The sequence below is a fragment of the Micromonospora inositola genome (genome assembly GCF_900090285.1).
Classification (GTDB): Bacteria; Actinomycetota; Actinomycetes; order Mycobacteriales; family Micromonosporaceae; genus Micromonospora; species Micromonospora inositola.
On the sequence record NZ_LT607754.1, the window covers coordinates 531,072 to 544,281 of the forward strand.

A 13,210-nucleotide genomic window follows, 5' to 3' on the forward strand; every position below is an offset into this window, starting at 1 on the left:
CGCAACGGTTCCTTACGGGTCGCTGACGTACCCCTCGGAGCGCTTCCGACCGGCGGCCGGCGGCCGTAGCCTCGGCGGTCACCATGACCCGCCACCTGACCGCCGGTCGACGCCGCGACCTGACCGTGCTCGCCGTCGAGGCGGCGCTGCTGGCCGCGGCGGTGGCGGTCGGCGCCGTGCTCAACCACCGCGACGTCGGGCTGCACGCCGACGCCGCGCCGCTCTACGCCACCTGGCGGCCGCATGCCGGCTGGGGCACCCTCCCGGCGGTCCTGCTCGCCGCCGGCGTGGTGTCGCGCGGTCCCGACCTCGCCCGGCGGCTCCCCTGGCCCCGGCTGCTGGCCGCCGGCTGGCTCGCCACGATCGCCTGGACCCTGTCGCTGGCCCTGGTCGACGGCTGGCGGGCCGGGCTGACCGAGCGGCTCACCGTGCAGGCGGAGTACCTGCACGAGGTGCCCCGGGTGCGGGACGTGCCCGCCATGCTCGCCGACTTCACCGGGCGGATCCTCGACTTCCGGCCCGACTCCTGGTCGACCCACACCGCCGGGCACCCACCGGGCGCGCTGCTGGTCTTCGTCGGATTGGACCGGATCGGCCTCGGCGGCGGTATGGCAGCCGCGCTGGCCTGCGTCCTGGTCGGGGCGACGGTCACCGTCTCGGTGCCGGTGGCGCTGCGTGCGCTCGGGGACGAGCCGGCCGCCCGCGTGGTGCTGCCGTTCCTGGTGCTGCTGCCCGGCGCGGTCTGGGTGGGCGCCTCCGCCGACGGGATCTTCGCCGCCGTGCTGGCCGCCGGGCTCGCCCTGCTGGCCCGCCCGGGACGCTGGGCGCCGGGGGTGGGCGGGCTGCTGCTCGGCGTCGCCCTGCACCTGTCGTACGGGCTGGTGCTGGCCGGGCTGCTGGCGCTGACCGTGCTGGCGCTGCGGGCCGCCGACCGGGTCCGCGCGCTGCTCGCCGCCGGGCTGGGCGTGGCCGCGGTGACCGCCGTGTTCGTCGGCTACGGCTTCTGGTGGCTGGACGGGTACCACCTGGTGGTGCGGCGCTACTACCAGGGCTGGGCAGCGGACCGCCCGTACGCCTTCTGGGTCTGGGCGAACCTGGCCGCGCTGCTGCTCAGCGCCGGCCCCGTGGCCGGCCCGGCCCTGGCCCGCACCCTCCGCCCGGCGCTGGCCGGGGCCCGCACCCGGCTCGTCGCGCTCGGCAGTGCCGCCCGGACCGCCGCCCCGGTCGCCGTGGGGGTCGGCGGTCCGCGCGACCCGGGCAGGATGGCGTCGACCGGGCCGCAGGTCGGGCCGCCCCGCCCGGCCGGCCCCGCCGTCTGGCTGCCGCTGGCCGCCGCGCTGACCGTGGCCGCCGCCGACGTCTCCGGGCTCTCCAAGGCCGAGGTGGAACGGATCTGGCTGCCCTTCGCGGTCTGGCTGGTGGTCGCCGTCGCCCGGCTCCCGGTGGGCGACCAGCGCTGGTGGCTGGCCGGGCAGGCGGTCAGCGCGCTGGCGATCAACCACCTGCTCTGGACGGTCTCCTGACCGGGTGCGGGAGCCGGGGGTCTGGCCGTCCGTAAGAACCTCGCAATGGCTCGACTGATCCACCCGTCGTTACGCTGACCACCTCGGGGGGAGGTACGCCAGTGGCGCAGCGGGTGCTGGTGGTCGACGACGACCGGACGGTCAGCGACGTGGTGTGCCGGTACCTGGAGCACGCCGGCTACCAGGTCGACCACGTCGGCGACGGGGCTGCCGCGCTGGCCGCCGTGGCCCGGCAACCACCGCACCTGGTGGTACTCGACCTCATGCTGCCGGTCCTGGACGGGCTGGAGGTCTGCCGCCGGTTGCGGGAGCGGCCGGACGGCGTACCCATCGTCATGCTGACCGCGCGCGGCGACGAGGCCGACCGGATCCTCGGCCTCCAGCTGGGCGCGGACGACTACCTGAGCAAGCCGTTCTCCCCTCGGGAGCTGGTGCTGCGGGTGCGCTCGGTGCTGCGCCGGGCCGGCGGGGAGCCGGTCGCGCCGCCGGAGGTGCTGACCGACGACGGCCTGGAGGTGCGGACCGGACCCCGGGTGGCCCGGCTGCACGGCCGGGAGTTGACCCTCACCCTGCGCGAGTTCGACCTGCTGGCCCACCTGATGCGGCATCCGGCGCGGGCGTTCCGCCGGGCGGAGCTGCTGGACCGGGTCTGGGGCTGGAGCTTCGGCGACCAGTCCACCGTCACCGTCCACGTACGCCGGCTGCGGGAGAAGATCGAGGCCGATCCGGCCAACCCCCGGCGGATCGTCACCGTCTGGGGCGTCGGCTACCGGTACGAGCCGGCCGATGCGTGACCTGGCGCTGATCTTCGGGGCGGCGCTCGCCGCCGCGCTCTGCGTCGGGCTGCTCGGGGCGCTCGCCCTGCGGCTGCTGCGGGGCCGCTCGATCCTGGTGCACGTCGTCGTGCTGCTGGCCATGACCGTCTCCGCGGTGGTGGCCGGGGTGGCGGTGATCGCCGAGGCGATGTTCCTCTCCCCGCACGACCTTGAGGTCGTGCTGATCACCGTCTCCGCCGCCGCCGTGGTGAGCCTCGCGGTCGGCTGGCTCTTCGGCCGGCGGCTGGCCGCCGCGGCGGTCTGGGCGGCCCAGGCGCGGGAGCGGGAGCGGCGGATCGAGAAGGGCCGCCGGGACCTGGTCGCCTGGGTCTCGCACGACCTGCGTACCCCGCTCGCCGGGCTGCGCGCGATGGCCGAGGCGCTGGAGGACCGGGTGGTCCGCGACCCGGAGACCGTCGACGAGTACCACCGCCGGATCCGGGTGGAGACCGACCGGATGACCCGGCTGGTCGACGACCTGTTCGAGCTGTCCCGGATCAACGCCGGCGCGCTGCGGCTCTCGCTGTCCGCGGTGCCGCTGGGCGACGTGGTCTCCGACGCCCTCGCGAGCACCGCCCCGCTGGCCGCGGCCCGGCGGATCCGGCTGGTCGCCGCCGAGTCGGGCTGGCCGACGGTGACCGCCAGCGAGCCGGAGCTGGCCCGGGTGGTAGGCAACCTGCTGCTGAACGCGGTCCGCTACACGCCGGAGGACGGCACGGTCCGGGTGGACGCCGGCCGGGACGCGGACACCGCGTGGCTGGCGGTGGCGGACACCTGCGGCGGCATCCCCGAGGCGGACCTGCCCCGCCTCTTCGACGTGGCGTTCCGGGGGGAGCCGGCGCGGACCCCGCGCCCGGGCAACGGCGGCGGGGAGGGGTCGGGCGGGCTGGGGCTGGCGATCGTGCGCGGGCTGATTGAGGCGCACGGCGGGCGGGTAGACGTACAGAACATCACCGATGGCTGCCGGTTCGTGGTCCGGTTGCCGGCCGCGGGAACCTGACGCATCGATCGAGCGTCATACCTATTTCCATACATGTACAACTTTCTCTGGGACGGTAATGGTCATGCCGAATCAGCCGAATGACCGGTACCAGCAGGACACCGAGCGGAGCTGGCGGGCGGCCGGGGCCGCCGGGCGGTTCCCGGCGCAACCGTCGTACCGGGAGGCCCGGCCGGGCGACGCGCTCTCCTGGGCCGAGCTGAACGCGTTGCCACCCGCCACCACCCGGCGTGGCCTCAACGCCCACTGACCGGGTACGCGGCGACACACCCGGGCGCTCCAGCCGGGCCGTTCGCACACTTGTCGGGTAGCGTCTCCTGGTCCGAAAACTCGGCCTACGACAGGAGAAGCTCCGCGCATGGGCAAGAAGACGATCCACGTCTCCGACTTCAGCGGCACGGTTCTGCGGCCGGACGACGAGGTGGTCCGCGTCGTCGTGCTGGAGCACCCTGACCTGGTCGCCGGCCCCGTGCAGCTGGACGCCACCCCGGTCGAGGTGGAGAGCATCGACGACGGCGCGCTGGACGTGGCGGTGGTGGAGATCCACGACCGGCACGGCGGCGGTGAGCCGCGCCGGGTGGTGCTGACCGCCAGCGAGTTCGACGCGATGGCCACCGACGTGCCGATGGCCCAACTGCTGCGGACGGCCGAGCGGGTGAAGCCACCGAAGGCCCGCAGGAGCGCGGAGAAGGTCGACTACGGCACCATCGAGCACGCCGGCAGGCCGCACCGCGGCCGGGTCACCGAGGAGGAGGCCCGGCTGGTGCGGGAGCGGCTCGACGAGGTGAACAAGCGCCTCGCCGACGCCGGCATCCGCCAGCTCGACCCGGCCGACCCGGAGCACGCCGCCCGCTACGGCTTCCCCACCGTCGACTGACCCCGCCGCCCGCTCGGATGCGCGCCCGGCGCACCCCGGCGGGCGGAAGGTCAGGGCTGGCGCCGGCGCGCGGCCTCGGCGAGGGCACCGGTGACGGCCGCCTCCATGTCCGACTTCTCCAGGCCGAGACCGGTGAGGACGCCCTCACCCGCCTCCGCCTCGAGCAGGGCGAGCAGGATGTGCTCGGTGCCGACGTAGTTGTGGCCGAGTCGCAGCGCCTCCCGGAAGGTCAGCTCGAGAACCTTCTTGCCGCGTGCGTCGTAGGGGATCAGGTCGGGAACCTGGTCGGCCGCCGCCGGGAGGGTCGTGGTGACGACCTCCCGCAGCCGCTCCAGGGGTACGCCCCGGGCGATGATCAGCCGAGCGGCGAGCCCGTCCGGCTCGGCGAGCAGGCCGAGGGCCAGGTGCTCGGCGCTGATCTCAGCGTTGCCGGCGGCCCGCGCCTCGTTCTGGGAGGCCACCACGACGTTGCGGGCCCGATCGGTGAAGCGGCCGAAGCCGGCGTTCGGGTCGAGGGCGGCGGCGGTCTCCGCCTTGGCGGCGGAGCGCTTCTGGGCCGCCTGCTTGGTGACGCCCATGCTGCGCCCGATCTCCGTCCACGAGGCGCCGGAGCGGCGGGCCTGGTCGACGAAGTGGCCGATCAGGTGGTCGGCGACGTCGCCGAGGTGGTCGGCGACCAGCACCGCGTCGCTGAGCTGGTCCAGCTCGTCGGTGTGCACCTTCTTGATGGCCTCGATCAGCTCGTCGAGGCGTACCGGGTTGCTCATCTGCACGGGATCCGTCATGCGTCAACCATAGGTTGACGGTGCCGGCTCGTCAACCATCGGTTGACGGTACGACTCGTGGCCTGGCACTAGGCTGCTCCGCACAGGCGGCGACGGGAGGTGGCATGGCTGACCGGCTGGACGTGGATCCGCCGGAGCTGCTACGGCTGGCGCGGCGCCTGACCGAGGTGGCGGAACTGCTGGCCGCGACCCGGCGGCCCGACGCCGACGAGCTGCCCGCCGGCCCGACCGGCCGGGCACCCGTGGAGTTGGCCGAGCTCTGGCTGGACGAGCTGCCACGCGCCGCCCTCGACCTCCACGAACTCGCCGGGCTGCTCCGCGCGGTGGCGACCGCCGTGGCGGCGGTCGACGAACGACTGGCCGCCCGGCTCGCCCGACTCGGCACGGACCGGTCCGATGACCGCTGACCCGCACCACCCCCTGCTCGCCGGGTCGGACCGGCAACCCGCCTCGGACTGGGCGGACACCGCCCGGGTGGCCCGGGCGGCCGCGGACGACCTGCACCGGGTACGCCGCGAACTGCCCGAGCACTGGCGGGCGGGCCGGGGCCGGGACGACGCCGACGAGACGCTGCGCCGGGTCGCCCAGCGGCTCGAGGCGGCGGCCGAGGCGTACCGGCTCGTCGCCGAGGCGCTCGCGGCGCGGGACCGGGAGCTGACCCGGGCCCGAGCGGTCATCACCGAGACCCTGGTCGAGGCCCGGCGGGTCGGCCTCGTCGTCACCCCGGAGGGCGCGGTCACGGCGGCGGGCAGCGCCCCGATGGCCGTACGGGCGCTGGCCCGCCGGCTGTCCGCCGTGGTCGCCGAGGCGGTCGCGGACGCGGCAGCGGCGCGGGCCCGGGCGGCCGACCTGCTCGATGCGCTGCCCTCACCGCACTGACGCCTGGCGTCGGTCAGGGCTCCGACCAGGCGGTCTGGACGACCCGCGCGCCGTCGCGGCGGCGGACCAGGGTCCCCCGGCCGGGCGGCATCGGCTGCGGACGCAGCCCGCCCAGGATCGCCCCCTCCTCCCGGTTGCCGGACATCAGCAGGCCCGGCGAGTCCAACTCGCGCAGGTGTTGCAGCACCGGCTCGTAGAGCGCCCGGGCGACGCCGCCGACCCGGCGGGCGATGATCACGTGCAGGCCGATGTCCCGGGCCAGCGGCAGCAGGTCGTTGAGCACGCTGACCGGGTTGCTGCCGCCGCTGGCAACCAGGTCGTAGTCGTCCACCAGGAGGTACAGGTCGGGGCCCTGCCACCAGCTCCGGTCGCGCAACTGCTGCGGGGTGACGTCCGGGCCGGGCAGCCGCCTCGTCATCGCCTCGCGGATCGAGGTGAGCCCGTCGGCGAGGACCTGCCGGGACGGGGCGTACGCCAGCAGGTGGTCACCCTCGACCGCGCCGAGCAGCCCGCGACGGTAGTCGGCGATGACCAGCCGGGCCTGGGCGGGCGTACGACGTGCCACGATCTGCCGGGCGATGAGCCGGATCAGGTTGGTCTTCCCGCACTCGGCGTCGCCGAAGACGACGAGGTGCGGTTCGCGTTCCAGGTCGAGGTGGACCGGGGCGAGCGACGACTCGTCCAACCCGATCGGCAGCCCGGTCCCGGACGGGTCGCTCAGCTCGTCCAGCTCGACCACCGACAACTGACGCGGCAGCAGCCGCACCGGCGGGGCCGGTCGTCCCGGCCACGCCTCCGCGACCCGGTCCGCCAGCACGGCCGTCGCCTCGGCCAGGTCGTCCACACCGCGCCGGCCGTCGATCCGGGGCAGCGCGCCGAGGAAATGCAGCCGGCCCGGAGCCAGCCCCCGCCCCGGCGACCGGGGCACGTTCACCGCCGCGCGCCGGTCGATCTCGGACTCGCTCGGGTCACCGAGGCGCAGCTCCAACCGGCTGCCGAGCAGGTCCCGCAGGGTGGGCCGGACCTCCAGCCACCGGGCTGCGGTGAGCACCACGTGGACCCCGAAGCCCAGACCCCGTCGGGCGAGGCCGGTGACGACCTCCTCCAACTCCTCGTACTCCTGCCGCAACGCGGTCCACCCGTCCACTACGAGGAACACGTCACCGAACGGGTCGTCGGCGAACTCCCCGGCCGCCCGGCGGGCGCGGTACGCGGCCATCGACTCCACCCCGCTCGACGCGAACCGGGCCTCCCGGGAGTCGAGGACCGCGCTCACGTCCGCGACCGTACGCCGCACCGCCTCGGCGTCCCGGCGCGTGGCGACGCCGGAGACGTGCGGCAACCGCTCCAGGGCCCGCAACGCCCCGCCACCGAGGTCGAGGCAGAAGAACTGCACCTCCTGCGGCGTGTGGGTCAGCGCCAGCGAGGCCACGATCGAACGGAGCATGATGCTCTTGCCGGACAGCGGCGCGCCCACCACGCCGACGTTGCCATCGCTGCCGGCCAACTCCAGGCGCAGCGGCCCGCGGCGCTGCTCCTTGGGCACGTCGACCAGGCCGACGGTCGCGGTCAGCAACCGCCGGTCCCGGGCGACCGTGAGGCCCCGGACCGGGTCCCGCGACAGCGGCGGAAGAAGCTCGTCCAGGGTGGGCGGTTCGGCCAGCGGTGGCAGCCAGATCTGGTGGGCCCGGGCGCTTAGGCCGCGCAGCCGCGCCACGACGATGTCGAGCGGACTGCGTCCGACCACCTCCGGCGGGACGGCGGCGCCGTCCGCGACCGGCGGCCCGGAGACGTACGCGGCGCGGAAGCGGGCCGTCGTGGTGCCCGCCTTGAGGTAGCCGTGGCCGGGCGCGCTCGGCAACTCGTACGCGTCCGGCACACCGAGCACGACCCGGCTCTCCATCGCGGAGAAGGTCCGCAGACCGATCCGGTACGACAGGTGGCCCTCCAGGCCGCGCAGCCGCCCCTCCTCGAGGCGCTGGCTGGCGAGCAGCAGGTGCACCCCGAGGGACCGGCCGACCCGGGCCATCTGGACAAAGACGTCGATGAACTCTGGTCGCGCCGTGAGCAGCTCGGAGAACTCGTCACAGATCACCAGCGTGGTGGGCAGCGGGGGCAGCTCGGCGCCGGCCGCCCGGGCCCGCTCGTACTCCCAGCGGCTGGCGTGGTTGCCGGCGGCGCGGAGCACCTCCTGCCGACGCAGCAGCTCACTGGTCAGCGCGTCCGCCAGCCGGTCGATCAGCGCCAGGTCGTCGGCGAGGTTGGTGATCAGGGCGCTCACGTGCGGCAGTTCGGCCAGCGGACCGAAGGTCGCGCCGCCCTTGAAGTCGATCAGCACGAGGTTGAGCTCGTCGGGGGTATGGCCCGCCGCAAGGGCCAGCACGATCGTCCGCAGCAGTTCGCTCTTGCCGGACCCGGTCGCCCCCACCAGGAGGCCGTGCGGGCCCATCCCGTCCTGGGCGGACTCCTTGAGGTCGAGCAGCAGCGGGCACCCCGACTCGTCGAGACCGACGGGCACGCGCAGGTAGTCCGGCCCGAGCGGCGTGCGCCGGCCCTCGAACTGCCAGAGCGCCGCCCGGTCCGGCACACCGAGGACGAGCAGCGTCTCGTCCGGCTGCGCCTCGGCCAGGGCCGCACCGGTGGCGGCCATGGTCCCCACCGCGTCCGTCCCCCACGCCTCGGCGATCAGCGACACCATCACCCCGCCGCTGTCCGGCACGCCGACCTCGACCTCCGCGTCGCCGTCGGCGTCGCCGGCGGACAGGTCCGGCAGCGCGATGCGGAAGGTACGCCGCCCGTGGATGGCCCAGCCGGGCAGGTTGAGCGGCAGGCGGGCCGCCTGGTCCGGGTTGATCAACGACTCGTGCGGCTGCGACAACCGGGTCTCGATCCGGATCTGCGGCAGCTCCCGCAGCTCCTCTGGGATGACCCGCCAGCTGCGCTCCGCGATGACGACGTGGACCCCGTACCCGAGGCCTTTGTTGGCCAGGTCGACCACGCGCGCGGTGAAGCTGGGCAGCAGGTTGGCGAAGTCCTGCCAGCGGTCGACGACCAGGAAGACGTCCGGGCAGAGCCCGGGGTCGAGGTCGGCCCGCCGGGCCCGCAGGCTCGCCGGTGACTCCAGCTCGTGGTGGCGGAAGAGCTGCTTGCGGTCGAGGACGTCCTGCTCCAGCCGGTCGAGGAGCTTGCTGACCTCGCCCACCTCGTCGTCGCCACGCACCTCCCGCACGTGCGGCAGCCGGCGCATCGGCCCGAGCCAGTTCCCGCCGGACTCCAGGCAGTTGAACGCCACCTCGTCGGCGGAGTGGGTGAGCGCCAGCCCGCCGATGATGGTGCGCAGCAGGGTGGTCTTGCCGGTGCCGGCGCGGCCGACGACCAGCAGGTGCCCATCGGAGGAGGCCAGGTCCAGCCAGACCGGCTCCCCGGCGGGCTGGTCGATCCGCTGCGCCTGGCCGACCGGCACCTTGAGCAGGCCGCGCCGCCGCCAGGCCGTGGCGCAGAGCTTCACCTCGCCGGCCGGCTCCAGCGGCCCGAGCAGATCGCCGAGGCGCGGGTCCCGCTGGTCCCGGCGCCGGCGCTGGCGGTGGTGCCCGTCCCGGGACAGGGCGATGTGGATCTCGTCGCTCGCGCTGCCGAACTGGCACGGCGTCTGCGCCGACCGCTTCGGCAGCTCCAGGTGCACGTACCGCCAGAGGTCGTCCGGGGTGATCCGGCCCTGGCCGCTGATGTCCGCCGCGCCGGTGCTCAGCCCTTGGATGAGCGTCTCGGTGAAGGCCGACCGCAGTCTGGGCTCGGTGTCGGAGGCCGGACGTCCGTCGTCGGCACGCTCCACCGAGTTGGTCGCGGTGATGACATACCGGCCGTACCCGGTCTTCAGCTCACCGTCGATGGCCAGGTCGTCGGTGGTCTTCAGGCCGTGCCCCTCGAACGCCCCGCTGTAGCAGCAGTCGAGCAGGATGACCGAGCTGGCCGCGTCCGACTCGTCGAGCAACTCCCGGACGAAGGAGGCGGAGATGGCGGTCGACGACAGGTGGTCCATCTCGGTGTTGGCCACCGCCAGGTGCAACCGTCCCCGCTTGCTGGTGCGCACGCCGTGGCCGGAGAAGTAGAGCAGCACCAGATCCTCCGGGCCGGCCGCCCGGAGCATCGACTCGATCGCCCGCTCGATGGAGCTCTTCGACTCGTTCTCCAGCAGCACGGTCTGGTCGAAGGCGCCGACGTCCGCGTCGGCCAGCAGGCTGAGCAGGTCCCGCGCCTCCTCGCGGGGCGCGTAGAGGTCCGCCAGCGACTCGTCGATGTACCGGTCGTTGGCGATCAGCAGTGCCCGTCGCTGTCCCACGGCTCAGCTCCCGGTGGGGGCGCCCCCGCCGCTCCCGCGCGGCGCGGGCAGCGCCGGGCCCGCCGAGGGATCGGTCGTTGCGGGTACGCCCAGCAGCCGCGCCAGCTGCTCGACGAGCTGCGGGTCCACCCGGGTCGACCCGGTGACGACCAGCTCGTTGTCGCCGCTGCGGAGCCGGATCGAGCGCGCCCGGACCCGGTCCGCGTACGCGACCGCGATCCGGGCGAGCGCCTGCATCGTGGTGGCGGAGAAGAGCCCGCCGACGGCCAGCATGCCCAGCTCCCAGGTCTGCGGCGACTTGCCGTGCGAGGTGGCCGGCGACTGCGCGTGCCCGATCCGCAGGCCCCGGACCGTGCGCAGGTCCTCGGCGAGCCCGGTGGTGAGCGCCTCGACCCGGTCGGCGGGCAGCGGCCCGGACGGCTCGATCAGCAGGGCAAGTTCGGGCACAGCACACCTCCGGCAGCAGACTGTCTACATTCAACACCACCGACGCGAAGCGCCCCGGTCCCTGAAGGGCCGGGGCGCGCACGACCTCGCCGGGCTTGTCCACGCGCACCGGACACCGCCACATCCGGGACATCGAGTCGAGCACGGTCAGGCAGCACCCAAGCCGGCGCCCACGGGCGGACCCGCACCACGACCGGGGTGTCGGCCGGGCCCGCGTACCGATGATCAGTTGGCGCTGACCGGCGTGCCGTTCACCGCGGGCCGCTCCACGGTCTGTCCGGTGGCCGGCGCGACCCCGGTGCGGACCGCGTCCAGCAGCGCCATGCCCTGACCGGCCAGCGACGCGACCACGCCGCTGAGCCCCTCGGCGCCGTTGAGCACGGTGACATTGGCACCCTGCAGGCCGGCGGCGGCCGCGCGCAGCATGTCGGGCAGCTGCTCGATGACCCGCTGGTCCAGGGCGATCCGGTCCTGCGCGGCGGCCGCCTCGGCGGAGAGCTTGGTCGCGTCGGCCTGCGCCTCGGCCAGCGTGCGGATCCGCTCCGCCTCGGCCTGGGCGGGACGGATCACCTCGGCGATCAGCTCGGCCTGCCGCAGCTCGGCGTTGCGCTCGGCGACCAGGGCGCGCTCGACCAGCACCTCCTGCTGGGCCCGGGCAGCCGCCAGCGGGCCGGCCTGGGCCGCCGTCTGCTGCGCCTGGTCGATCTCGGCCTGGTACTGGGCTCGGGCGATCGCGGTCTGCCGGGCGTACTCGGCCTGGTGCCGCACGCTCTCCTGCTGCGCCATGGCGCTGGCCTGGTCCGCGGCGGCCTGCGCCACCTTGGCGTCCTGGTCGACCTTGGCCTGGTGCGGCGCGGCGAGCGCGCGGATGTAGCCGACGCCCTTGTCGTCGATGCTGCTGATCTGGAGGGAGTCGACGGCCAGGCCGATCCGGGCCATCTCGGTCTTGCTGGCGTCCACGATGGCGTCCGCGAGGGTCTGCTGCTCGCGGATGATCGACTCGACGGTCATGCTGCCGATGATGCTGCGCAGGTGACCGCTGAAGATCCGCCCGACCAGGGTGGGCATCTGGCTCTGGTCGCCCTGGAAACGCCGGGCGGCGGCGGCGATGGACTCGTGGTCGTCAGCGACCTTGAACGCGATGACGGCCTGCACGGTCAGCGTGATGCCCTGCTTCGTGTAGCAGTCCTCGACCACCTCGGCCTCCTGCATGGCCAGCGTGAGCCGGGTGGCCTTGGAGAAGACCGGCACCACGAAGACGCCGTGACCTGTGACGATCTTGAAAGGCAGCGCATCCGCTCCCCGCTGCTTGCGTCCGCTGATGAGCAACGCCTCGTTCGGGGCGGGCACGCGGTATCCGAACACTGGACGACCCTTCTGTCCTACCGGGAGCCCTCGCCCCCGGCCACGGTGGGCCATGGCTCGACGTCAACCTGGCGCCCGCCACGGTTGTTGATGATCAGTACCTCGGCGCCGGCCGGAACCGGCGTCGACGCGTACGCGAGGTAATAGTGCGCGATGCCGTCCACGACGACGCGGACCTCTCCCGGGCGGTCACCGCCGCGCAGTGCGTGCACCACCCGCGCGATCCTGCCCACCAGCGTCCGACCGTCCACCATGCTCCCCGCGACCGTGCGCCGACGCGTGTCCGCGCCGCTCGCGGATCATTCTCCGCCCGGACCGGGTGCCAGGGAATACGACGACAGCAGGAGCGTGCTGTAGATCCGTCGCAAAAGCGAACTCGATCCGTCCCGTCCCGTCCGGTGCAGTCCGCCCCGCTGGCTCCCACGCGTGGCTCCCAGACTGTCAGCTTGGGAATTGGACACCGATGGACCTTGGACCAGCGTTTCCCCTTGCCAACATGGTCTCACCTGGTCTGGTGTGACCCCTGCTGACACCGCGTTGTGGCCCGTGAATGGCCGGACGATGCCGCCCCTGTCGCCCGTGGACAGCACGCTGGACCTGTCTTGACCGGTAGGTAAGGTCGTCCGCATGGCTGACGCTGTCGTGATTCCCGGCGCCTGGTTCGGACCGGGCGCTCCCCTGCTGATGTATGCCGGCGATGTGGCGGAGCAGCGGGGCGCGACGGTACATCGATACTCGTGGTCCCAGGGGTTTCCTAAGCCTGATCAGCCAGAAATCGAGAGCTGGGTTGGCGGTGAGATCGTTCCACTGATCGACACCATCGGCAATCGCCCACTGCTGATCGGCAAGTCGCTCGGCACGAACGCGGCAGCAATTGCCGCCGAAAGATCCTTGCCCGCCGTGTGGCTCACGCCCTTGCTCACCCTGCCGTGGGTGGCTGATGCGTTGGGCCGCGCAACCGCGCCGTTCCTCCTCGTGGGTGGCACTGCCGACAAGCTATGGGACGGTGACATCGCCCGCCGGCTGTCACCCCATGTGCTAGAGGTGGAATGCGCGGACCACGGTATGTACGTACCCGGCCCGCTTACCGAGTCGATCGCAGTGCTCGGTCGAGTCGTGGTCGCCGTGGAGGAGTTCCTCGACGCGATTGGCTGGCCGAGCTAGGCATCTGGCCCCGCAT

The 13,210-nt window shown here is 73.7% G+C and carries 13 protein-coding genes; 8 read left to right on the top strand and 5 right to left on the bottom strand.

Going from position 1 to position 13,210, the window contains the following annotated elements; genetic code table 11:
* Nucleotides 1–83 precede the first annotated feature (83 nt).
* The 5 genes from GA0070613_RS02455 to GA0070613_RS02475 all read left to right on the top strand — a co-directional run bounded on the left by GA0070613_RS02455 (nt 84) and on the right by GA0070613_RS02475 (nt 4,215).
* The gene (locus GA0070613_RS02455; RefSeq protein ID WP_089010791.1) at nt 84–1,523 is read left to right on the top strand and encodes a hypothetical protein; all 1,440 of its coding nucleotides are present in this window, start codon (nt 84–86) and stop codon (nt 1,521–1,523) included.
* Between the two features lie 101 nt (nt 1,524–1,624).
* Nucleotides 1,625–2,317, top strand: a complete 693-nt coding sequence (locus GA0070613_RS02460; RefSeq protein ID WP_089010792.1) for a response regulator transcription factor — start codon at nt 1,625–1,627, stop codon at nt 2,315–2,317.
* A complete protein-coding gene (locus GA0070613_RS02465) occupies nt 2,310–3,338 on the top strand; it encodes a sensor histidine kinase (protein WP_089010793.1) in 1,029 nt (342 codons plus the stop codon). The genes GA0070613_RS02460 and GA0070613_RS02465 overlap by 8 nt, the downstream gene beginning before the upstream one ends.
* Nucleotides 3,339–3,402: 64 nt before the next feature.
* Nucleotides 3,403–3,588 carry a DNA repair protein gene (locus GA0070613_RS02470; RefSeq protein WP_089015693.1) on the top strand — a complete coding sequence of 62 codons (186 nt, stop codon included), beginning with the start codon at nt 3,403–3,405 and terminating at the stop codon, nt 3,586–3,588.
* 108 nt (nt 3,589–3,696) lie between these two features.
* Complete coding sequence (locus tag GA0070613_RS02475; protein ID WP_089010794.1) at nt 3,697–4,215, top strand: hypothetical protein; 519 nt, start codon at nt 3,697–3,699, stop codon at nt 4,213–4,215.
* Between the two features lie 50 nt (nt 4,216–4,265).
* On the opposite strand, the gene GA0070613_RS02480 is transcribed toward GA0070613_RS02475, so the two are convergent.
* Nucleotides 4,266–5,000: a Clp protease N-terminal domain-containing protein gene (locus GA0070613_RS02480; RefSeq protein ID WP_089010795.1), complete on the bottom strand. Its 735-nt coding sequence runs from the start codon at nt 4,998–5,000 to the stop codon at nt 4,266–4,268.
* A gap of 104 nt (nt 5,001–5,104) precedes the next feature.
* On the opposite strand from GA0070613_RS02480, the gene GA0070613_RS02485 reads away from it, so the two are divergent.
* Nucleotides 5,105–5,407 carry a hypothetical protein gene (locus tag GA0070613_RS02485; protein WP_089010796.1) on the top strand — a complete coding sequence of 101 codons (303 nt, stop codon included), beginning with the start codon at nt 5,105–5,107 and terminating at the stop codon, nt 5,405–5,407.
* Complete coding sequence (locus tag GA0070613_RS02490) at nt 5,397–5,879, top strand: hypothetical protein (RefSeq protein ID WP_089010797.1); 483 nt, start codon at nt 5,397–5,399, stop codon at nt 5,877–5,879. The genes GA0070613_RS02485 and GA0070613_RS02490 overlap by 11 nt, the downstream gene beginning before the upstream one ends.
* Before the next feature lie 13 nt (nt 5,880–5,892).
* Here the strand turns inward: GA0070613_RS02490 and eccCb are convergent, their stop codons facing one another.
* The 4 genes from eccCb to GA0070613_RS02510 form a co-directional block, all read right to left on the bottom strand.
* Nucleotides 5,893–10,218 carry a type VII secretion protein EccCb gene (gene eccCb / locus GA0070613_RS02495; RefSeq protein ID WP_089010798.1) on the bottom strand — a complete coding sequence of 1,442 codons (4,326 nt, stop codon included), beginning with the start codon at nt 10,216–10,218 and terminating at the stop codon, nt 5,893–5,895.
* 3 nt (nt 10,219–10,221) lie between these two features.
* Nucleotides 10,222–10,665 carry a hypothetical protein gene (locus GA0070613_RS02500; RefSeq protein WP_089010799.1) on the bottom strand — a complete coding sequence of 148 codons (444 nt, stop codon included), beginning with the start codon at nt 10,663–10,665 and terminating at the stop codon, nt 10,222–10,224.
* Between the two features lie 225 nt (nt 10,666–10,890).
* Nucleotides 10,891–12,030, bottom strand: coding sequence for an SPFH domain-containing protein (locus GA0070613_RS02505; RefSeq protein ID WP_089010800.1), 1,140 nt, complete (start codon nt 12,028–12,030; stop codon nt 10,891–10,893).
* A 17-nt stretch (nt 12,031–12,047) separates the two neighbouring features.
* A complete protein-coding gene (locus GA0070613_RS02510; protein WP_231929637.1) occupies nt 12,048–12,284 on the bottom strand; it encodes a hypothetical protein in 237 nt (78 codons plus the stop codon).
* 373 nt (nt 12,285–12,657) lie between these two features.
* On the opposite strand from GA0070613_RS02510, the gene GA0070613_RS02515 reads away from it, so the two are divergent.
* Nucleotides 12,658–13,194: an alpha/beta hydrolase gene (locus GA0070613_RS02515; RefSeq protein WP_089010801.1), complete on the top strand. Its 537-nt coding sequence runs from the start codon at nt 12,658–12,660 to the stop codon at nt 13,192–13,194.
* Nucleotides 13,195–13,210 lie beyond the last annotated feature (16 nt).

What these genes read in the sequence shown, in the direction of transcription:
- GA0070613_RS02485 (WP_089010796.1), top strand. Translation starts at nt 5,105, where the DNA reads ATGGCTGACCGGCTGGACGTGGATCCGCCGGAGCTGCTACGGCTGGCG.
- GA0070613_RS02455 (WP_089010791.1), top strand. Translation starts at nt 84, where the DNA reads ATGACCCGCCACCTGACCGCCGGTCGACGCCGCGACCTGACCGTGCTC.
- GA0070613_RS02490 (WP_089010797.1), top strand. Translation starts at nt 5,397, where the DNA reads ATGACCGCTGACCCGCACCACCCCCTGCTCGCCGGGTCGGACCGGCAA.
- GA0070613_RS02515 (WP_089010801.1), top strand. Translation starts at nt 12,658, where the DNA reads ATGGCTGACGCTGTCGTGATTCCCGGCGCCTGGTTCGGACCGGGCGCT.
- GA0070613_RS02475 (WP_089010794.1), top strand. Translation starts at nt 3,697, where the DNA reads ATGGGCAAGAAGACGATCCACGTCTCCGACTTCAGCGGCACGGTTCTG.
- GA0070613_RS02470 (WP_089015693.1), top strand. Translation starts at nt 3,403, where the DNA reads ATGCCGAATCAGCCGAATGACCGGTACCAGCAGGACACCGAGCGGAGC.
- GA0070613_RS02465 (WP_089010793.1), top strand. Translation starts at nt 2,310, where the DNA reads ATGCGTGACCTGGCGCTGATCTTCGGGGCGGCGCTCGCCGCCGCGCTC.
- GA0070613_RS02510 (WP_231929637.1), bottom strand. Translation starts at nt 12,284, where the DNA reads ATGGTGGACGGTCGGACGCTGGTGGGCAGGATCGCGCGGGTGGTGCAC.
- GA0070613_RS02480 (WP_089010795.1), bottom strand. Translation starts at nt 5,000, where the DNA reads ATGACGGATCCCGTGCAGATGAGCAACCCGGTACGCCTCGACGAGCTG.